Genomic DNA, 20147 nt, shown 5'->3' with positions numbered 1-20147 from the left:
TCGAGACGATGATCGAGTTTGACGATGTGAGCTTCGCGTACCGCGCGCCTGCGGAAGGCGCGGGCGCGCCCGAGGGGGTGCGCGGTATCGACCTGCGCGTGGAGGCGGGCCGGTGCGTGCTCGTGTGCGGCGCGTCCGGCTGCGGCAAGACCACGGTGACGAGGCTGGCGAACGGGTTGGCGCCCTCGTTCTTCCCGGGGACGCTCGAGGGACGCGTGCTGGTGGACGGGCGCGACGTGGCCGTCCTCGAAAGCTGGGAGGTGGCCGCGTGCGTGGGCTCGGTGTTCCAGAACCCGCGCACGCAGTTCTTCAACGTGGATTCCACGGGCGAGGTGGCGTTTTCGCTGGAGAGCATGGCGTGGCCCGAGGAGCGCATACGCGAGCGCACGCACGATACCATCCGCCAGCTGGGGTTGGAGGAGCTGGCCGACCGCAGCATCTTCTCGCTGTCGGGCGGCGAGAAGCAGCGCATCGCGTACGCCAGCTCGTGGGCGCCCCATCCGGCGAACCTCGTGCTGGACGAGCCGACGTCGAACCTGGACGAGGCGGCCATCGCGGCGCTGCGGCGCTACCTGCTGGACGCGAAGGCGCAGGGCGCGGCCGTGCTCGTGGCCGAGCATCGCCTGTGGTGGCTGGCCGACGTGGCCGACGAGGTGGTGGTCATGGAGGAGGGGCGCATCGCGCGGCGCTTCGACGGCGCGGCGTTTCGGGCGCTGCCGTCGTCGGAGGTGCGCGACCTGGGGCTGCGGGTGCGCGCTTTGGCCGACGAGCGGGCGCGCGAGCGGCGGTCGCCGGGCGATGCGCGCGAGCCGCGGGCGCCCCTCGTGCGCCTGCGCGGCGTGCACGCCTCGTACGGCAAGCGCGAGGTGCTGCACGGCATCGACCTCGACCTGCGCGAGGGCGAAGTGGCGGCGCTCGTGGGCGCCAACGGCGCGGGGAAGTCCACCCTGTGCCGCACCATCGTGGGGCTGCATCGGGAAAGCGCGGGCGCGACGACGATCGACGGTGCGCCCGCAGGGCCCAAGCAACGCCTGCGCGCCTGCTCGATGGTGTTCCAGGACGTGAACTACCAGCTGTTCGCCGACAGCGTGCGCGCCGAAGTGGGCTTCGGGCTGACGGGCGCTGAGGCGCCCGACGCCGCGCGCGTGGACGAGGTGCTCGACGGCCTGGGGCTGGCGGCGTACGCCGAGCGCCACCCCGCCACGCTGTCGGGCGGCCAGAAGCAGCGCCTCGCCGTGGCGGCCTGCATCGCCACCGGCAAGCGCCTCCTCGTGTTCGACGAGCCCACGAGCGGGCTCGACCTGGGCAGCATGCGCACGGTGGCGGCGCTCGTGCGCCGGTTGGCCGACGAGGGCCGCGCCGTGCTCGTGGTCACCCACGACCTGGAGTTCATCGGCCAAGCCTGCGACAAGGCCGTTCGCGTGGAAGCCGGCCGCATAGCCGCCGAAGCCGTCGTGGAGGGCGACCTGCAAGCGGTGAGGGCGCTGCTGGAGAAGGGGTGATACGAGGGTTGCCGAGGGAGCGCGGCGCTTTGCCCCCCGCTTTCCTGTGCTTCTTATGCCGTCCAGCTGCGGGCTTTTTCCTGTTCGGCGATGGCGTGGGCGTACCAGCCGCCCTGCGCGAGCAGCTCGTCGTGGGTGCCCCGCTCGCGTACGCGACCGTCGTCCAGCACCAGTATCTGATCGGCGCGCTCCACGGTGTCCAGGCGGTGGGCGATGACGATGACGGTCTTGTCCGCCATGAGCACGTCGAGCGCCCGGTTGATCTCGTGCTCGTTGTCGGCGTCCAGGCTCGAGGTCGACTCGTCCAACAGCACGATGGGAGCGTTCTTGATGAGCGCTCGCGCGATGGAGATGCGCTGCTTCTCGCCGCCGGAAAGCGTGGAACCGCCTTCGCCCACCAGGGTGTCGTAGCCCTGCGGCAGCGCCTCGATGAAGTCGTGGCAGTGCGCGGCGCGGGCGGCCGCTTCCACTTCCTCCTGCGTCGCATCCGGCTTGCCCACGCGGATGTTGTTCGCCACGGTATCGGCGAGCAGGTACACGTCTTGGAACACGACGGCCACCTGCTCGGCCAGCGCGTCGGGCGCGATGTCGCGCACCTCGTGCCCGCCTACGCGCACGCTGCCGCTGCTCGCATCCCAGAACCGCGAGATCAAGCTGATGACGGTGGTCTTCCCGCTACCCGAAGGCCCGACGAGCGCGGTGCGCGTCCCGGGCTGCGCCGCGAACGTCACCCCGTGCAGCACCTCCTTGCCGTCGGCGTATCCGAACCGCACATCGTCGAACCGCACGTCGAAGCTCGTGAAACGGGGGTTGCCGTCGCGGTACGCAAGGGGGCGTTCGGCCTGTATCCGCTCGATGCTCTCCGCCGCTTTGGCCAGGTAGTTCAGCTCGGGGTAGATCACGCCGAGCGTGGTCATCATGCTGGAGATGGATACGGCGATCATGACCGCCGCGATGAGGCGGGGCGCGTCGAGTTGGCCGTCCATGAACATGAGCGTGCCCGCCACGAGCCCGAGCGGAACGATGAGCGAGGTGGCCACGGAGAACAGCACCGAGAACGGCATGATGGACAGCTCCATGCGAATGGATTCGCGCTTCAAATCGGCGAAGCTGCGGTCGAGCCGCTCGAAGCGCCGGCCGGTGAGATTGTAGAGCCTGAACGTCTTGATGCCGTTGATATACTCGATGATGCGGGATATGACCGCGTGGACGCTTTCGCGATAGCGGACGCCGCCCTTGCTGGCCGCGCGCCCGCCCAGGCGCGCAAGCGGCAGGGAGGCGACGACGATCGCGAGGATGATCAGCCCGTAGAGCCAGTTGATGGCGAAGGCGAACGCGCATGCGAGCACGCTGAAGCAGACGACCTTGAAGAAGCTCGCCAGCGAGGTGGTGATGGTCTGCTCGAAGTCGCTCACGTCGGTGGTGAGAACCGATGCGAGCTGGCCGATGCTGTTCTTGTCGAAGTACCCCAGGTTCAGCCTGCGCAGATGGTTGCCGATGGAGAGTCTCAGGTCGGCGGTGATGTCCGCGCCCCGGAACTGCGTTTGGGCGTAGTTCGTCGCGTACAGCGCGGCACGCACGACGAACAGCACGACGAGCGCGCCGCTGTAGAACGCAAGCAGCTCGGCGTTGAACGCGTCGGCGACGAGGTTGATGATGGCTGCGATCATGACGGCGAACATGCCCATGTGCAAAAGCGAGTCCGCGCAGGAAAGCGCGATGGGCAGCACGAGGGTCTTGGCTTTGTCGCCCGCTACGGTTCGGACGGTTTTGATGAGCGTTATCATGCCAGCGACTCCTTCTTCTCCGTGCGGTGCGTGTAGGCGTCCCACATGCGGGCGTAGGCGCCGTCTTGCTTGATCAGGGAATCGTGCGTTCCTCGTTCTCGCAGGCGGCCGTGGTCGAACACGCATATCTGGTCCGCATGCACGATGGTGTGCAGGCGGTGGGCGATCATGATGCAGGTCTTGTTCGTCAGCAGGTGCGAGAGCGCAAGCTGGATCCGGTGCTCGTTCTCGATGTCGGTGAAGCTGGTGGCTTCGTCGAACACGATGATGGGTGCATCCTTCAAGATGGCGCGAGCGATGCACACGCGCTGCCGCTCGCCGCCGGACAGCTTGACGCCGTTCTCTCCCAGCAGCGTGTCGTAGCCGTTCGGCAGGCCCTCGATCGTGTCGTGGATCTGCGCGGCCCGCGCGGCGGCCTCCACCTGCTCGCGCGTGGCGTTCGGTCGGCCGAGCCTGATGTTCTCGTACAGGGTGTCGTCGAGCATGAAAGCCTCTTGGAACACGAAGGACACCAGATCCATGAGGTTGTCGGTGCGCAGTTCGGACAGGGCGTGGCCGTCGATGCGCACCGCGCCTTGGCGCGTTTCCCAAAACTTGGGGATGAGCTGGGCTGCGGTCGTCTTGCCGGCGCCCGAGGGGCCCACGAACGCGGTCAGGCTGCCGGCGGGCAGATCGAGGCTGACGTCGGTGAGCGCGTTGGTCTCGGCGGCGCCGTAGCCGAACGTGACGTGATCGAACGCCACCGCGTGCGGTTTCGTCGGATCGAGCGCGAGCGTGCCTTCGGAAGCCTCGGGCAGGTCCATGATGTCCTGTATGCGCTCCATGCCGCTCATGATCTGGTTGAACGTCATGGCGAACGTGAGCAGGTTCAGGAGGCTGGACAGGAACACCATGCTCATGATCATGAAGAACAGGTAGTCGGCGGCCGAAAGGGAGCCCTGCAGGTACAGCACGCCGCCCAAAGGCAGCACGAACAGGATGCCGCTTTCCACGATGGCCACGAACACGCCGTAGGAGTAGCCCTGGCTCTTGGTGCACTGCTTCCAGAACTCGTTGTACTCGGTGACGGCATCGGCGTACTCGCGGTAGCCTTTTGCGTCCAGACGGTAGGCCTTCATCACGGGCATACCGTTGATGAACTGCATGATGGCCGCATTGAGCTTGGCGAGCAGCCGGTGGTACGTGGGCATCTGCTTGCCGGTGGCCGCCATAGCGAACAGCTGCACGGCAACGCCCAGCACCACGGGAACCAGCATGCCCAGAGCCATGGGCACGTTCAAGGTGAGCAGGTAGCAGAACATGATGGCGGGCGTGCAGGCGGCGGCGACGATGTCGGGGATCTGGTGGGCGAGGAACTTCTCGATGCGCTCGACGTCCTCGATGATCACCTTTTTGAGAGCGCCCGAGGTCGTTTGATCGAAGAACCCGAGGCTGACCTTCGCGATGTGCCGGCTGATCTGCGCACGCACCTGGTACAGGGTGTTGAAGGCCCCGATGTGCGAGCACGCGCCCGAGGCGATGGCGAACGCGAACTTGCCCACGATGGCCACGGCGGCGATGATGCCGTACTGGAGCGCCGCGCCCGCGTCGGCGTTCCCCTCGATGAGGAACAGCAGCACCTGGTACACCATGACGAACGGCACGAAGGAGCACAGGGCGCTCATCACGCTGAACAGCGCGGACAGCGCCAGATGAAGGCGGTAGCGTCCTGCCAGGTGGAGCAGGTAGGCCATGCCGGAGCGCCGCTGGGCGGGTTGCTCGGCTTCGGGGCGTTTCTGGGTGCGGGCGTTCTCTTCCGGGTGCATGGTTGCACCCCCTTTCTCGGTGGGGTAGGGGCGTTGGGATCGGATGGCGCGGTCACCGCATGGCGGCGAGCAGCTCTTCGGCGTCGCGGAGGGGAAAGTCCTGCGCGACCCGCCCGTCGCGCAGGTGCAGGACGCGGTCGCACGTGGCAACCGCGCACTCCACGTCGTGCGTGATCATGAGGATGACGCGGCCCTCGCGCGCGAGCTTCTCGATCTGCCTGCCGACGGAGCGCATGCTCTTTCCGTCCAAGCCGCTCGTGGGCTCGTCGAGCACGATGACGGAGGCGTCGTGCATGAGCGCGACGCCCAGGGCGAGCCGCTGCTTCTGCCCTCCCGAAAGCGTTGCCGGGTGGCGGTCGGCAAGCGCGCCCAGGCCCAGCGCATCGAGCACCTCGTCGGCGCGGGCCGTCCGCTCGGGCGTTGCCTTCTGCCCGCACAGCAGCTCGTCGCGCACGCTTTCGCCGAACAGCTGGCTGTCCAGATCCTGCATGATGTACCATATGCGCCCGCGGCGCCGTCCGGACGCGAGCTTCTTCCCCTCCACGCGCACGGTGCCGCCGTCCTCTTTCACGAGGCCGGCGAGCAGCTTTCCCAGCGTGCTCTTCCCGGTGGCATTGGGGCCCACCACGGCGACGATCTCGCCGGGGCGGCAGGCGAAGCTCACGTCGTCGGCCACGATCCGCTCGCCGAAGGACTTGCGCAGCCCCTCGACTTCGAGCAGCGGCGGCACGTGCGGGGCCGCGCAGGTCCGTTTCCTGGCGGGTGCGGTCAGGCCCTCGAGGTTCGCGCTGCGCAGCCCGAGGGCCTCGATGCGCGCGGGGTCGAGGGCGACGAGCTCCGCAGGCGTGAACGAGTCGGCGATGCGGCCGTTGGCGAGGTAGACGATGCGGTCGGCGATGCCGCGCAGATAGTACAGGCGATGCTCGGCCAGGAGCACGGTCTTTCCCTGCTGCTTGAGCGCGCGTATCAGGTTGCCGAGCTGCTCGGTGGCCTCGTGGTCGAGGTTGGCGGAGGGCTCGTCCATGACGTAGAGGGGCGGGTCGATGGCCTTCGCGGAGGCGATGGCCACGCGCTGGCGCATGCCGTACGACAGCAGGCGCACCTTCTCCTCGAGCAAGGGGGCGATGTCCAGCTCGCTTGCCGCCCCGTGCACGCGCTCGACGATCAGCTCGTGATCGAGCCCGTAGTTCTCGCACCCGAACGCGATCTCGCCCGCCACCTCGTTCGCGAAGAACTGGCTGCGGGGGTCTTGGAACACGTTGCCCGCCGTGAGCCCGCGTTCCCACGAAGGGATGTCGTCGACCTCGCGCCCGAAGAGGCGCACCGTCCCGGTCAGCTCGCCTTCGTAGAAGGACGGCACCAGGCCGTTGACCACGCGGGTCAGCGTGCTCTTGCCTCCGCCCGAGGGCCCGGTGAGCACCACCACCTCGCCGGGTTGGACGGTCAGGTTCACGTCCTCGAGCTGGGGAGCGGAGCCTTCGTAGGCGAAGGTCAGGTGCGCGAGTTCGATGGCCGGCGCCTGCGGGTCGTGGTTCGGCATCATGTCGCTCACCCCACCACGATCAAGATCGAGGCGATCGCGAATCCCGCCATGAGCACTCCGTCGCCGATCCGCATGCCGTGCGCATAGTAGCTCTGCTTCGCGCAGGGGCTCTCGATGCCGCGCACGATGCAGGATGAAGCCAGCTCGTCGGCGATGGTGAGCGAGCGGAACACCATGGGCACCACGCCGAACTCGAGCGTTGCGAGCGGATGCGCCAAGACGTGCGCCGGCGAGCGGAGGAAGCCGCGGGTGCGCATGGCGTCGCGCACGTCGGCCAGCTCGGACAGCATGGTAGGCATGAAGCGCAGGATGACGATGACGGCGAGCAGCACGGGGGAGGGGATGGGCAGCTGGCGCAAGCTTGCCATCAGCTTTCCCGAGGGAGCTTGCACGAGCAGGTACACCGGCATGAGGAGGGGTAGCATCTCCAGGACGAAGGTGAACGCCATGGGCGAGGGGAACCCGATGTCGAAACGCACGTTGAGGGCGAGCCATGCGTGCGTCACCGCGAACGCGAGCAGAAACCCGGCACCGGCCCTTGCGAAGCCCATCGCGGCCATGAGCACGAAAAGGGCGCAGGTGAACGCGACGTGCAGCATCGTGCTGGTGGACAGGAAGGTCACGGCGCACGTGCACACGATGATCGCGAGCAACGAGAGGACGTTGACCTCGCGGATGCGGGCGTGCTGCCGGGTTGCCCCGTCCCGACGGGTCGGCGCGTTCAGAGCGGCCTCGGCTGGCGCGGCAGGGTGCACGGCGCCGCTCATTTCACGATACCCGCCTTCTTGAAGTGCTTCCTGAGCAGGCGGTTGCCGAACAGGCATCCAAGCACGGCCAGCACGGCGGTGATGGCGCAGGCGCCCAGCAGGTGCAGCGGGTTCGACAGCAGGTCGAGCTGCATGGTCAGAACCGGGGCGGTGAAGCCGTCGGTCGTCGCTTTCGCCACGTAGGCGTCCCACGCAGCCCAGACGGGCACGGCATTGCCGATGACCATGCCGACCGCCCAGATGGTCCAGCCGACGGTGTTGCGCACGGGGCTGCGGTACGCATCCTTGCCGATCATGGCCAGCTCGCAGATCGCCGCGACGCCGGCGAAGTAGGGAAGCAGGAACACGTAGCCTGAAAGCGCGAGCACCGTGCCGTACACGATGCCCCACACGAGGAAGACGCCATGCTTGTTCAGGCGATTCGCCACGACGAGGTAGAACGTCGCGCAGAGGAACATCTGGATGCCGGCGCACAGGTACAGATACACGAACGGGAACGGCATGGTCAGGGGTCCCGTGACCATGCATACGAGGAACGTCAGCACCATCATGGCCGCGACGGTCATGACGTCGCGGGTTGCGATGCTCTTCTTGGAGGCGCGCCCGCGTGCGCCTCGGGTGGTGTCGATGGTTTTCTCGGTGCTCATGCTGCTCTCCTTTCGGGTGGGCCTGTCGGGCCGGGCTGGTGGAAATCGGGCGCACGAAGGAAGGCCCGTCGTGCGCGGGTGTTCGAGCGGACTGCTTTTGTTAGTTTGAGCTAACTAGTGGTCATGGAAAGACGGCATCACCCGCCGAAGAGGTTCTCCCAGCCGGGGCGGAAGAAGTCGACGATGAGTTTGATGCGCGCAACGGCGTCCTCTTTCGAGGTGTCGTGGCGAACGATTTCGAAGAATGCGTAGTATTCCGCGCTCACGAGCGCATGGAGGTCGTCGTGGGACGGGCTCGCGCAGGCAAGGCCGCGCTCGCGCATGGCGTCCAGGTAGGCGAGCGATTGGCTGACTTCTTCCTCTACGAGATCGTCGAGGAAGTGCTCGTAGCCGCTTCCCGCCGCGTGGTTTATCAGCAGGTCGAACGGCTCCTTGTGCTCGAAGATGTAGTCGACGATGCGGGTGATCACGTCTTCGGAGGTGCTCCACATGTCTTCGGGGCGCCCTTCGTCCAGCTGCTCGAACCCCTGGTCGTTGCCCGTGCGGAAGAGCCCGAGCAGGTGCGCGGATACGGGTTCGACCAGCGCGGCGAACAGCGCGCTTTTGTTCGGGAAGCGCACGTACAGCGCGCCGGTGGTCACGCCGGCGTTCTGCGCGATGCTGCGCAGGCTCGCCTTCTCGTATCCCTTGTCCAGAAACTCTCGCTGCGCGCTTTGCAGCACGAGGCCGCGCGTTTCCTCAACCTGCTTCACATCCCGATCCCTTCTCATCAATAACAATGTTATCGATAACGACGTTACGAATAATGTCATACACGGTTAACTCTGTCAAGGAAAAGATGGGCGATCATCCTCGAATCGCGGTGTCTCCGTTGCCGGTGACGGAACGCTTCGGTACGACGATCGGACGGCGGTTGAGTTGCATCGGACGCGCGAAGTTGCAGCGGGCAAACTTCTGTTTCGCGTGTTCTATCCTTGCAGCCGAACGATATCTCACAGGTGCAAGGAGTTTGCATGAACAGTCCGATCAGATTGATATTGAAGTGGGCGGGACCCGACCGGAAGTACTTGATCGCGGCCGTCGTGTTCGCGTTCGTTTCGGGGCTTATGACCATGGTGCCGTACTACGGCGTGTACGAGATCATGAAGGCGGCCTACGAAGGGACCTGCACGTGGGAGGTCGTCACGTCGAACGCGCTCGTCGTGGCGGTGGGCGTGTGCATCCAGTACGCGTGCTTCGGATGCGCGGGCGCGCTGTCGCACAAGGGCGCGTACAACACGCTGTTCCGCGTGCGGTGCCGCGTCGTGGACCATCTGGCGCACGCGCCGCTCGGGCAGCTCGACGAGCGGTCGACCGGCTCCATCAAAACCGTCCTGTCGGACGACATCGAGAAGCTCGAGCTGTTCCTGGCCCACAACATCACCGAGGCGATCATGTACCTGACCGGCCCCGTCGCAGCGTTCATCTTCCTGTGCTCGGTGAACGTGCCGCTGGCGCTGGCGACGCTCGTGCCGTTCGCGGCGGCGTTCGTCGTGATGGGCGTCATCTTCAAGCGCATGGCCGGCGTGATGCCGCGCGCGAGCGCGGCGCTGTCGCGGATGAACGCGGTGATGGTGGAGTACGTGCGCGGCATGCGCGTCATCAAGGCGCTGAACATGGGCTCGAAGTCGTTTCGCCGCTTCCAGTCCGCCGTGGACGAGGAGCACGCCGTGTGGTGCGACATCGCGCGGAAAACGGGTCCGGGCTTCGCGGCGTTCGTCATCATCATCGAGTGCGGCATGCTCGTGATGGTGCCGCTCGGCGGCTTCCTGTTCTCCACGGGGGCCATCTCGGGCAGCACGTTTCTGCTGTTCGCGTTCGTCGGGTCGCTCTACCTGACCGAAATTCGCCTGCTTCAGGAAATCGGCAGCAAGTTCGCCCAGGTGAAAAGCGGGGCGATCAAGGCGCAAGAGCTGCTGGACCTGCCCGCCTTCGCCGGCGGCGCGCCGTTTCCCGCCAAGAGCGACGTGCGGCTTGAGAACGTGCGCTTCAGCTACGACGGCACGCGCGAGGTGCTGCACGGCGTGAACCTCGCCGTACAACAGGGCGAGCGCCTGGCCGTGGTGGGGCCCAGCGGCGCGGGGAAGACCACCATCGTCGAGCTCATGTCCCGCTTCTACGATGCGACCGAGGGCACGGTGCGCATCGGCGGCGTGGACGTGCGCGACCTCGATTACGACGACCTGCTGGCGCACGTGGCCGTGGTGTTCCAGAAGACGTTCCTCACGAGCGGCAGCATCCTCGAGAACATCCGGATGGGCAAGCGCGCCACGCTGGACGAGGTGCGCGAAGCGGCGCGCCAGGCGCGCATCGACGACTTCGTCATGGGGCTCCCCCGCGGCTACGACACCGAGATCGGCACGCTGGGCGAGCGTCTGTCGGGCGGGCAGCGCCAGCGCATCGCTATCGCCCGCGCCATCCTCAAGGACGCGCCCGTGCTCATCCTCGACGAGGCCACCAGCGCGGCCGACCCCGAGAACCAGGTGCAGATCGACGAGGCCATCGCCAACCTCTGCGCGGGCCGCACGGTGGTCATCGTGGCGCATCGCCTGGGCGTGGTGCGCACCTGCGATCGCGTGGCCGTGGTGGAGGACGGCGGCATCTCGGCCGTGGGGACGCACGACGAGGTGCTTGCCGCGTGCCCGTACTACCGCAAGGCATGGGCGGACTACGAGCGGGCGCGCCGCATCACGTTCGGGTTCGGCGCCGCGGCGGCGGAAGCGGAGCCGCGGCAGCGCGCCGCAAGCGATTCCGTCCACCGTGCCGCCGCGCAGCCGCAGGGCGCATCGTCGGCGTCCGCGCAAGCGCCCTCGAGCCCGGCCCCGGCCCCGGCCCTGGCCTCCGCCTCCGCCTCGACCTCGGTGTTCGCGAAGAACCGCGACTTCTCCGTCTCGGTGGCGTGCACCGTCATCGAGGGACTGCTGTCGGGCTGCAACTTCGGCCTCATCTTCCTGGTGATGCAGCAGGTGTTCAGCGGCGCGGCCGACTTCGGCACCCTGCTGGGATTCACCGGCGCCCTCGCGCTCGTGTTCGTGCTGCGGCTCCTCATCTACGGCTACGGCTACGTGCGCGGGCAGATCGGCGGGGCGCAGGTCAGCCGCAACCTGCGCCAGTACCTGGGCGACAAGATCAAGCGCATCCCCCTCGCGCGGTTCACCGAGCGGTCGAGCGGCGACTACCTCAACGCGCTCACCGCGAACGTGAACGATTACGAGCAGATCCTCACCCACCGCACCGGATCCGTCGTCAAAGACATCACGCTGGCCGTGATGCTCACCGGCTTCGTCAGCTGGCTCTACCTGCCGGCGGGCGCGGTCGTGGCGCTCTCGTTCGCGCTCATCGTGCCCGCGATGGCGCTGTCGTGGCACCAGGTGCGACGCTACGGCACCCGCAAAAGCGACATCTGCGCCGCGAACACGAGCCGCACCGTCGAGCACGTGACCGGCATGCAGACGCTGCGCGCCTACGGCATCGGCGGCGTGAAGAACGAGGCCATCGTGGACAGCATGCGGGAGTACTCGGACGTCAGCTTCTGGTACGAGGCGGCCCTCATCCCCCTCGGCGCGGTCATGTCCATCATCGTGGGGCTGTGCCAGCCGCTGCTGTTCCTCATGTGCGGCGCGGCGTACCTCGACGGGGCGCTGGGCGCGGTTCCGTACCTGCTGATCATCATGCTGCCGCTGTTCATGAACAAGGTGTGGAACAGCATCTTCGTGAACCTGACGGCCTACAAGAACCTCATGATCGCGAAGCGCCGCATCCAGGCGGTGGTGGACGAGCCGGAGGAGGCGGGCGGCTTCGACGCGCTGCCGGCGACGGGATCGCGCATCGAGCTGGCCGACGTCGGGTTCGCCTACTGCAAGGGCGAGCCGGTGTTCGAGGGGCTGCGCCTGACGTGCGAAGACGGCAAGCTGACCGCGCTCGTGGGCGACTCGGGGTGCGGGAAGTCCACGGCACTCAACCTCATCGCCCAGTACTACCGGCCCGCGCGCGGCGCGGTGCGCATCGGCGGCGCGGACACCGCGGCCTACGCGCCGGAAAGCGTGCTGGCGGGCGTGTCCATCGTCGATCAGAACGTGTTCCTGTTCGACGATTCGGTGATGGACAACATCCGCTACGCCCGGCCCGACGCCACCGACGACGAGGTGCGGGAGGCGTGCCGTCTCGCGAACGCCGACGGGTTCGTGCGCGCCCTGCCCGAAGGCTACGCCTCGCGCATCGGGGAGAACGGCGGCCGGCTGTCGGGCGGCGAGCGCCAGCGCCTGTCCATCGCACGCGCCATCCTGCGCGACGCGCCCATCGTGCTGCTGGACGAGGCGACGGCCTCGCTCGACATCGAGAACGAGCTGGCCGTGAAGGAGGCCATCGCCAACCTGCTGGCGAAGCGCAAGACCGTGGTGATGGTGGCGCACACGCTGGCCATCGTGCGCGGGGCCGATTCGATCGCGGTCGTCGGCGACGGCCGCGTGCTCGAGCAGGGCACGCACGACGAGCTGGTGGCCGCGGGCGGCAAGTACGCCCGCATGTGGGCGGCCGATCGCGAGCTGGCGTGACGCCGCCCGCTTCCCGCCCCGCGGGAGCCGCGCTGAACGGAACCGCTCACCTGCGGTAACGAGCGGGCAACAGCCCTTGACGCGCGTTCCTCCCCTCTGCAAAGCTTGCCCGACTGGATGGGCGCTCCGGCGCCGTGGACGAGGGCGCAGGCGAGCGCGGACGGAGCAGGCGATGGCGAACGACGGGCAGGCGGAGGAGGGGAGCGTCCCCGGCGGCGGCCGGCAACCCGCCGCGGGCGGCGGCTGTCCGACGGCCCTCCCCGCTTCCGATCCGCCGCTGTCGCGGCGCTCGGTCGCCGCCGTGTTCGCGGGGCTTCTGGTGGCGATGACCGTGGGAACCCTGAACCAGACCATCGTGGCCACCGTCCTGCCCACCATCGTGGGCGAGCTGGGCGGCGTGAACCGCATGCTGTGGGTGACCACGTCCTATGTGCTGGCCGCCACCGTCACCATGCCGCTGTACGGCAAGATGGGCGACCTCATCGGCCGCAAAGGGCTGTTCATCGGCGCGCTGGCCCTGTTCGTGGCGGGCTCGGCCGCGTGCGCGCTGGCCCCGTCGATGGAAGGGCTCGTGATCGGCCGCGCCGTGCAGGGCTTGGGCGGCGGCGGGCTCATGGTGCTCTCGCAGGCCATCGTGGCCGACGTGGTGCCGCCGCGCCGCCGCGCGCTCTACCTCAGCATCATGGGCGTGGCCTACGCCGTGCCCATGCTGGCCGGGCCGTTACTGGGCGGATTCTTCGCCGACGCGGTGGGCTGGCGCTGGGCGTTCTGGTTCGACGTGCCGCTCGCGCTGGCCGCCATCGTCATCGCCGCCGTCTTCCTGCCGAAACCGCGCCGCGCCGCGGAAAGGGCGCCGTTCGACGTCGGCGGCGCCGTGACGCTCGTGGCCGCCGTGACCGCGCTCACGCTGGCAACCTTGTGGGGCGGCAACGAGCACGCGTGGACCTCGCCGACCATCATCGGCCTGCTGGTTGCCACCGCGATTGCGAGCGCGCTGTTCGTGCTGGCGGAGCGCCGCGCACGGGAACCGCTCATGGCGTTGTCGTTGTTCAAGAACAGGAACTTCGACATCTCCATCGTCGCAAGCTCTATCACGATGTTCGTCATGATCGGCGTGCTCACGTACCTGCCCACGTACTTCCAGATCGTCGACGACCTGAACGCCACCGCCGCCGGCTACCTGGTGGCGCCTATGAACGCAGCCTGGTTCGCCGCCTCGCTGCTGTCGGGCTACCTCGTGAACAAGCTGGGCACGTACAAGAAGCTTATGGTGGTCAGCTTCGCCGTGCTCGTGGCAGGCATGGTCGGGTTCGTCGCCGTGGACCAGGACCCGTCGGCGGTCGTCGTCGGCGGCCTGCTGGCCGTCATGGGCTTCGGCGTGGGCCTGAACTTCGAGATCCTCGTGCTGGTGGTGCAGAACGAGTTCCCGGCCTCCGCCGTGGGCATGGCCACGGCGGCGACGGGCTTCTTCCGCAAGGTGGGGTCGGTGCTGGGAACCTCCGTCGTGGGCGCGCTGTTCACGAGCGGCCTCGCGCGCGCCCTGGCCGAGCGCCTCGCGCCGGTCGGCGGCGTCGGGGCGCTCGGCACGGACGCGAACTCGCTCACGCCGGCCATCGTGCACGCGCTGCCCCCGGACGTGCGCCATGCGGTGGGCGCCGCCTACAGCGACGCGCTCGCGCCCGTGCTCTGGCTCGCGTTGCCGCTGGCCGTGGCGGGCCTCGTGCTCATGCTGTTCCTGCGCGAGACGCGGCTGGCCACCACCGTGGACGGATCGGGGCATGGGGCCGACGAGGGCGCGGACGACCCCCGGCGGCGGCAGGGCGCGCGACGCCGCTAGCCCGAGCGGTCGGCGCGGGCGTCAACCTACGCTCACAGGTTAAGGTTGTGGTTGTTGCCTTGGCGGGGGGGGGGGTATACTACTTTTATGGGCGAACTATTTTTTGATACGATTGTCGAATCCGAAATCCCCGCAGGGATGGCCCGCGTGCGATACGAGGCGGGCGCGGTCGAGCCGCTGTACGCCAACGACGAGTTCTTCAGCCTGCTGGGCTACCAGCGTCGATCCCCCGACGATTTCTACCCCCTCGACGTGCGGAACTCGCATGGTTGGTGCGCGTTCTGCGGCCAGCTGCGCGCGCATATCGAGGCGGGCGAGACGGACTTCGAGATCGAGGTGAACCAGGAGACGGCAACCGGCACGTTGCTGTGGACGATGGCGCGGTGCCGTCACGATGCGCGGCGCGGCACGGTCACCTGCCTCGTGCTGGATGCCAGCTCGTGGATGGACACCTCCGAGCGCCTGCGCATGAGCGAGGACGCGTTTCGCATCGCCGCGCAGATGAGCGGCAAGAACATCGCCACGTTCGATCTGGCCGACCGCGCGCTCACCATGCAGGGCGCGGTGGAGGGCTACCTGACGGCGCCCGCGCGCATGGTGAACGTTCCCGAGAGCGCCATCGCCGCCGGCATGATCGCGCCCGAGCACGTTGAGCTGTACCGGTCGCTGTACCGCGATATGGAGGCAGGCGTGCCGCGCGGGGGCGTCATGCTGCGCATGCGGGACTTCGACACGCGGCGGTTCCGCTGGTACCAGGTCGATTACTCGCTCGTGTTCGACGGCGAGAACCGCCCGGTGTACGCCGTCGTCGCGTTCGGCGACACCACCGAGCGGCACGAGCGCGAGCTGGTGCAAAAGGCGCGGGCCGAGCGCGACGCGCTTACGGGCGTGCTGAACCGCGCGACGTTCGAGGACGGTTGCACGCGCATCATCGAGCGGTCCGAAGTCCATCACGGGCACGCGCTCATCATGGCCGACCTCGACCGCTTCAAGACGACGAACGACCGCTACGGCCACGTGGCGGGCGACCGCGTGATCGTGGATTCGGTGGCGGGCGTGGTCAGCGCGGTGCGCGACGACGACCTCGTGGGACGCGTGGGCGGCGACGAGTTCATGGTGTGCCTGCGGGGCATCTCGTCGCACCTCATGGTGGAGGCCGTCGCGCAACGCATGTGTGCGGCGGTGCGCGAGGCCGCCGAGGCCTCCGACGACGACCACGGGCCGGTGTCCATCAGCCTGGGCATCGCCCTGTATCCGCAGGATGGCGTCACGTACGAAGAGCTGTACCGCAAGGCCGACAAGGCCCTGTACTGCGCCAAGCGCGCGGGCGGCGGCACCTACGCGTTCTACCGCGACGAGCCGGCGGCGTCCTAGCGCCCGGCGCTACTCCCAGCCCGGCTTCCCCACGCCGCCCTGCTCGATGGTGTCGAGCAGCCCTTGGCGGTCGAACACGCCCACCTTGCGGTAGATGTTGCTCACGTGGTGCTTCGCGGTGCCCTGCGCGATGGACAGCTCGTCGCAGATATAGCGCACGGTGCGTCCGCGGGCCAGCAGCACGAGCACCTCGGCCTCGCGGTTCGTCAGGCGGCACATCCGCGCGATGGCGGCGCACTTCTGCTCGAGACTGGCGTCGGCGGTTTCCTCGCGCGAGGTGGCGTAGAGCTTCTGCACGTCGGTTTGCGTGAAGAACAGCATGCCCACCAGCACGAGCGCCAGCACGCCCACGAGGAACACCTCGGAGCGCAGCGCCTCCGACCACAGCGCCGCGTTCAGCAGCTGGTCCGCGGCGAACGACCCGATGAGCGTGCCGGTGCGGGCGCAGAGGATGACCAGGCCGAACGACAGCGCCACGGGTATGCGCCCGCGAAACGCCACGTCGGTGGACACCAACATCATGAACATGTCGAGGCAGTACACGCCCATGATGACCAGCCCCGCGCCCAGGAAGCGGTACGGCGCGGGCAGCAGCAGAAGCAGGATGAGCCCCGCCACCATCGCGGGGATGACGGGGCGGTACAGCGCGATGGGCTCGGCGGCCGAGGGCGCCACCACCATCGACAGCGTGATGGCGGCCAGCGCGCAGCCCGCTAGCAGCAGCGCCTTCGCGGTGAACGCGGCATCGCCCTCGGCGAACGTGTTCACCATGCCCTGCGAGGCCCCGTACACGATGCTGATCACGAGGATGCAGGCGAAAATGCGCCCCACGGGGATGGTGCGCACGTCGAGCGGCAGCACCGAGGGCTCGCGGCGCGGCTCGCGCTTGCAGGCCACCAGCACCGCGGCCGACACGATGGGCAGCGCCGCCGTGAACGCCACGGCCGCCGCCTCGGGCAGCGCGTACGCGACGAAGAACAGCACGAACGCGAACGTGTACGACACGTACAGGTGCCGCCCGACGCGCCCGGTGGCCAGCGCGCTCCACAGCTCGCCCCACATGATGAGCAGCAGCGCGTTGCCCAGCGACAGCGACACGGTGCCGGCAAGGAACCAGGCGAACCCCGCGGCTCCTGAGCCCAGCGTCAGCGCGATGGGCAGCGTCACGGTGCCCGCGGCGGTCAGGCCGCCCGCAGCGAGGAAGCTTGCGCGATGCGTGAGGAACGGCGAAAGGCGCCGCGCGAGCGCCACCACCACGAGGTAGCCCACGGTGGTCAGCACGAGCACCCACAGCGTGGTGTTGCCCGCGAACGGGAAGCGGTCGGTGGTGGGCAGCAGCACGTCGGTGCACATGCTGATCATCCACCAGGCTTGCCAGAATCCCAAACCCAGCAAGCGCCAGCCGGAGAAGCCAACGTGGTCGTCATCCTGCGGTTTCGTGCGCATCGCTCCCCATTCCCATCCCTCGTCGCGTCGCTTCAAACCTAGCAAAACAGGCGGGGGAGCGCAAGCGGGAACCCTGGTTGAGGCATGGGCCGCAACGGCCCATGTTGCGGGTTTCGGCGAAAATGGGCCGCTTCGCCAGATGCCCACGCGCGGCCGTTCGGCCAGGATGGGGCTATGCGGAACAAGGGATTCCGCTCATCGAGGGAAGGGGTTTCCAATGACCGACATCATGAAGAACGGGCTGTCCCGCCGTGCGTTCCTGGGCCTGGGCGCCACCGCGGCCGTCGCCGCCGGCGCGGGCCTGGCCGGCTGCTCGCCCGCGGCGAGCGCAGGCGACGCGAAGGCCGGCGGCGACGCGGCCGGAAGCGCGGCGGCCGGCGGCGAGACGCAGTACGCGTGGGAAGTGGTTCCCGATCCCATCACCGACGTCACGTCGACGGTGGACACCGACATCCTCGTCATCGGCGCCGGTTTGGCCGGCTGCGCGTGCGCCGCGGCGGCGGCCGAGAAGGGCGGCAAGGTGACCGTCGTCGAGAAGACGTCCAGCTGGAACGGCCGCGGCGGCGGCTTCGGCGCCATCAACTCGCACTACATGGACGAGCTGGGCATCGAGGTGGACAAGGTGAACGCCAAGCAGCACTGGATCGCCCAGTGCGCGAGCCGCGCGAACGAGGACCTCATCGTGAAGTTCTTCAACAGCTCCGAAGAGGCGTCCAACTGGCTGCTGGCCAAGGCCGAGGCCGTGGGCGGCTCCGCGATGGTGGGCGCGTTCTACAGCCACGACGACGTGTACGCCGAGCAACCGGGTTACCACATGCTCATGATTCCCGAGGAGGCCGGCCTCACCTCGACGGGCTTCGCCGGCGCCGAGCTGTGCTACAACGACGCCGTGAAGGACGGCGCGGAATTCGTGTTCGATTCGCCGGCCGTGCAGCTGGTGAAGGACGGCTCGAAGGTGACCGGCTGCATCTGCGAGGGCAAGGATGGCTACGTGCAGTACAACGCCAGCAAGGGCGTGGTGCTGTGCACGGGCGACATCGGCGGCGACCTCGAGATGTGCAAGGCGTACGCCCCCATCTGCGCCGAGTACGGCCAGCCGCGCAGCCAGTACACGCCCGTGGGCGTGAATACGGGCGACGGCCACAAGATGGGCATGTGGGTTGGCGCGCAGCTGCAGGACCTGCCGCTGCCCACGATGATGCACCCGCAGGCGTTCTGCTGGTTCCACGGCCCGTTCCTGTTCGTGAACGACAACGGCGAGCGCTTCATGTGCGAGGACACCTGGGTGCAGGGCAAGTCGCTGGCCATCAACCGCCAGCCGAACGGCGAGGCGTGGTCCATCTTCGACGCCAACTGGAAGACCGACCTCGTGAACGGCCTGCCCTACGGCGGCGGCATGTTCTGGGACTCGTTCCGCCCCTACGGCAGCGACCTGGAGCTGGCGCCCCAGTACTTCGAGACGCAGATTCCCGAGTACATCAAGGCCGGCAACGCCTATCAGGCCGACACGCTCGATGAGCTGGCGAAGCAGATCGGCTGCGACGCCGCCACGTTCAAGGCCACGGTGGAGCGCTACAACGGCATGTGCGAGGCGGGCGAGGACACCGATTACTACAAGAAGCCCGTGTTCCTGACGCCGGTGAAAGAGGGGCCGTTCTACGCGCTCAAGGTGGGTCCCGCGCTGCTCGCCGTGCCCGGCGGCCTGCGCACGAACAACGACTTCCAGTGCCTCGACGCCGAGGGCGCGCCCATCGAGGGCCTGTACGCGCTCGGCAACGTGATGGGCGACATCTGCGCCGTGGACTATCCCATCAACGTGGCCGGCAACAGCCACGGCCGCTGCATCACCTACGGCTACCTGCTGGGCCACGAGCTGGCCGGCGCGTAAGCGCCCCGCGCCGCGCGGGCCGCGAGACGCCCCCGCGCGCCGTGGCCCCGCGTGCGCCCCGCGCTCGCGGGCGCGCTCAGCCTGCAACCCTCCCCGAGCCCTGCGCCACCTCCCTCCCGGCGCAGGGCTTTTTCGCGCCCGCCCGCCCCAGCGTCCCACCCCAAATGTTTCACGTGAAACATTCGTTCGCTGGCGGGGCTTGGGAGGGCTTGGGGACTTCGGACTCTTTGTGCAGATCGCGCGCAACGTGGAGGATTTCCGTTGACTTCTGGCGAAACACCCGTATACAATGCAAAGGTTCGCTTTCGAAAGCCCCGTGCATGCAGTGAGAAGCGGAAGCGCGAGCGAGGGAGTCCAGACCCAAGATCGTGCGTCGGCGTAGGAACCCGGCATCCGATCGACCTGCACTTTTGAAACCGATCATTCGCCGCATCGCGGTCGGCCCGTTATCGTTCGAGCCGCCAACAGGCGACGGAGACCCGCCCCGCACGGCGGGGTAGGACAGGATTTTTGGAGGAAGATAGTGAAGACGTATTACGCGAAGCCCAACGAAGTTGAGCGCGAATGGGTCTTGATCGACGCTGAGAACCAGGTTCTCGGTCGCGTCGCTGCCAAGGCCGCTCAGATTCTCAAGGGCAAGCACAAGCCGCAGTACACGCCGCACGTCGACACCGGCGACTTCGTGGTCATCATCAACGCGGACAAGATCCGCGTGACGGGCACGAAGGCCCAGTCGAAGAGCTACTACCGCCACAGCGGTTTCCCCGGCGGGCTGAAGTCCGAGACCTTCGAAGAGGCCATGGCCAAGCATCCTGAGCGCGTCATCGAGCATGCCGTGAAGGGCATGCTGCCGAAGAACACGCTCGGTCGCGCCATGGGCAAGAAGCTCAAGGTGTACACCGGTGCGGAGCATCCGCACATGGCTCAGCAGCCTCGCGAGATCAAGATGGAGGGTTAAC

Annotated in this window: 13 protein-coding genes; 6 read left to right on the top strand and 7 right to left on the bottom strand. The window is 67.8% G+C overall.

The window, feature by feature from the left end; translation table 11 throughout:
- Window positions 1-8 precede the first annotated feature (8 nt).
- Complete coding sequence (locus tag H8S61_RS06400; RefSeq protein ID WP_186938376.1) at window positions 9-1502, top strand: ABC transporter ATP-binding protein; 1494 nt, start codon at window positions 9-11, stop codon at window positions 1500-1502.
- Window positions 1503-1555: 53 nt separating this feature from the next.
- On the opposite strand, the gene H8S61_RS06395 is transcribed toward H8S61_RS06400, so the two are convergent.
- From H8S61_RS06395 to H8S61_RS06370, 6 genes are all read right to left on the bottom strand, one after another.
- The gene (locus tag H8S61_RS06395) at window positions 1556-3289 is read right to left on the bottom strand and encodes an ABC transporter ATP-binding protein (protein WP_186938375.1); all 1734 of its coding nucleotides are present in this window, start codon (window positions 3287-3289) and stop codon (window positions 1556-1558) included.
- A complete protein-coding gene (locus H8S61_RS06390; RefSeq protein ID WP_186938374.1) occupies window positions 3286-5094 on the bottom strand; it encodes an ABC transporter ATP-binding protein in 1809 nt (602 codons plus the stop codon). The genes H8S61_RS06395 and H8S61_RS06390 overlap by 4 nt, the downstream gene beginning before the upstream one ends.
- A 52-nt stretch (window positions 5095-5146) precedes the next feature.
- On the bottom strand, window positions 5147-6637 hold the full coding sequence (locus H8S61_RS06385; RefSeq protein WP_186938373.1) for an ABC transporter ATP-binding protein: 1491 nt from the start codon (window positions 6635-6637) through the stop codon (window positions 5147-5149).
- 5 nt (window positions 6638-6642) lie between these two features.
- Window positions 6643-7404, bottom strand: a complete 762-nt coding sequence (locus H8S61_RS06380; protein ID WP_186938372.1) for an energy-coupling factor transporter transmembrane component T — start codon at window positions 7402-7404, stop codon at window positions 6643-6645.
- Window positions 7401-8051 carry an MptD family putative ECF transporter S component gene (locus tag H8S61_RS06375; RefSeq protein ID WP_009305933.1) on the bottom strand — a complete coding sequence of 217 codons (651 nt, stop codon included), beginning with the start codon at window positions 8049-8051 and terminating at the stop codon, window positions 7401-7403. Before H8S61_RS06375 ends, H8S61_RS06380 begins: the two co-directional genes overlap by 4 nt.
- Window positions 8052-8188: 137 nt before the next feature.
- The gene (locus H8S61_RS06370) at window positions 8189-8803 is read right to left on the bottom strand and encodes a TetR/AcrR family transcriptional regulator (RefSeq protein WP_009305934.1); all 615 of its coding nucleotides are present in this window, start codon (window positions 8801-8803) and stop codon (window positions 8189-8191) included.
- 261 nt (window positions 8804-9064) lie between these two features.
- On the opposite strand from H8S61_RS06370, the gene H8S61_RS06365 reads away from it, so the two are divergent.
- The 3 genes from H8S61_RS06365 to H8S61_RS06355 all read left to right on the top strand — a co-directional run bounded on the left by H8S61_RS06365 (window position 9065) and on the right by H8S61_RS06355 (window position 15854).
- Window positions 9065-12643, top strand: a complete 3579-nt coding sequence (locus H8S61_RS06365) for an ABC transporter ATP-binding protein (RefSeq protein WP_186938371.1) — start codon at window positions 9065-9067, stop codon at window positions 12641-12643.
- Window positions 12644-12815: 172 nt separating this feature from the next.
- A complete protein-coding gene (locus tag H8S61_RS06360) occupies window positions 12816-14480 on the top strand; it encodes an MDR family MFS transporter (protein WP_186938370.1) in 1665 nt (554 codons plus the stop codon).
- Between the two features lie 138 nt (window positions 14481-14618).
- Entirely contained in the window at window positions 14619-15854 is a 1236-nt protein-coding gene (locus H8S61_RS06355; RefSeq protein ID WP_255466495.1) for a sensor domain-containing diguanylate cyclase, read from the top strand.
- A 9-nt stretch (window positions 15855-15863) separates the two neighbouring features.
- On the opposite strand, the gene H8S61_RS06350 is transcribed toward H8S61_RS06355, so the two are convergent.
- Window positions 15864-17300 carry a response regulator transcription factor gene (locus H8S61_RS06350; RefSeq protein ID WP_009608082.1) on the bottom strand — a complete coding sequence of 479 codons (1437 nt, stop codon included), beginning with the start codon at window positions 17298-17300 and terminating at the stop codon, window positions 15864-15866.
- Window positions 17301-17517: 217 nt separating this feature from the next.
- Between H8S61_RS06350 and H8S61_RS06345 the strand changes: the two genes are divergently transcribed.
- Complete coding sequence (locus H8S61_RS06345) at window positions 17518-19188, top strand: FAD-dependent oxidoreductase (protein ID WP_114518370.1); 1671 nt, start codon at window positions 17518-17520, stop codon at window positions 19186-19188.
- A 523-nt stretch (window positions 19189-19711) separates the two neighbouring features.
- Window positions 19712-20146 carry a 50S ribosomal protein L13 gene (rplM, locus tag H8S61_RS06340; RefSeq protein WP_015759926.1) on the top strand — a complete coding sequence of 145 codons (435 nt, stop codon included), beginning with the start codon at window positions 19712-19714 and terminating at the stop codon, window positions 20144-20146.
- Window position 20147: the final 1 nt, after the last annotated feature.

Origin of the sequence: Eggerthella hominis (genome assembly GCF_014287365.1) — a bacterium.
GTDB lineage: Bacteria > Actinomycetota > Coriobacteriia > Coriobacteriales > Eggerthellaceae > Eggerthella > Eggerthella guodeyinii.
The sequence above is the reverse complement of the archived record's forward strand: the minus strand, read 5'-3'. Positions and strand labels throughout refer to the sequence as shown.

Bases quoted from the DNA above. Each gene is read 5' to 3' on its own strand.
- H8S61_RS06400 (WP_186938376.1), top strand. From the start codon at position 9: ATGATCGAGTTTGACGATGTGAGCTTCGCGTACCGCGCGCCTGCGGAA.
- H8S61_RS06395 (WP_186938375.1), bottom strand. From the start codon at position 3,289: ATGATAACGCTCATCAAAACCGTCCGAACCGTAGCGGGCGACAAAGCC.
- H8S61_RS06390 (WP_186938374.1), bottom strand. From the start codon at position 5,094: ATGCACCCGGAAGAGAACGCCCGCACCCAGAAACGCCCCGAAGCCGAG.
- H8S61_RS06385 (WP_186938373.1), bottom strand. From the start codon at position 6,637: ATGATGCCGAACCACGACCCGCAGGCGCCGGCCATCGAACTCGCGCAC.
- H8S61_RS06380 (WP_186938372.1), bottom strand. From the start codon at position 7,404: ATGAGCGGCGCCGTGCACCCTGCCGCGCCAGCCGAGGCCGCTCTGAAC.
- H8S61_RS06375 (WP_009305933.1), bottom strand. From the start codon at position 8,051: ATGAGCACCGAGAAAACCATCGACACCACCCGAGGCGCACGCGGGCGC.
- H8S61_RS06365 (WP_186938371.1), top strand. From the start codon at position 9,065: ATGAACAGTCCGATCAGATTGATATTGAAGTGGGCGGGACCCGACCGG.
- H8S61_RS06360 (WP_186938370.1), top strand. From the start codon at position 12,816: ATGGCGAACGACGGGCAGGCGGAGGAGGGGAGCGTCCCCGGCGGCGGC.
- H8S61_RS06355 (WP_255466495.1), top strand. From the start codon at position 14,619: ATGGCCCGCGTGCGATACGAGGCGGGCGCGGTCGAGCCGCTGTACGCC.
- H8S61_RS06350 (WP_009608082.1), bottom strand. From the start codon at position 17,300: ATGCGCACGAAACCGCAGGATGACGACCACGTTGGCTTCTCCGGCTGG.
- H8S61_RS06345 (WP_114518370.1), top strand. From the start codon at position 17,518: ATGACCGACATCATGAAGAACGGGCTGTCCCGCCGTGCGTTCCTGGGC.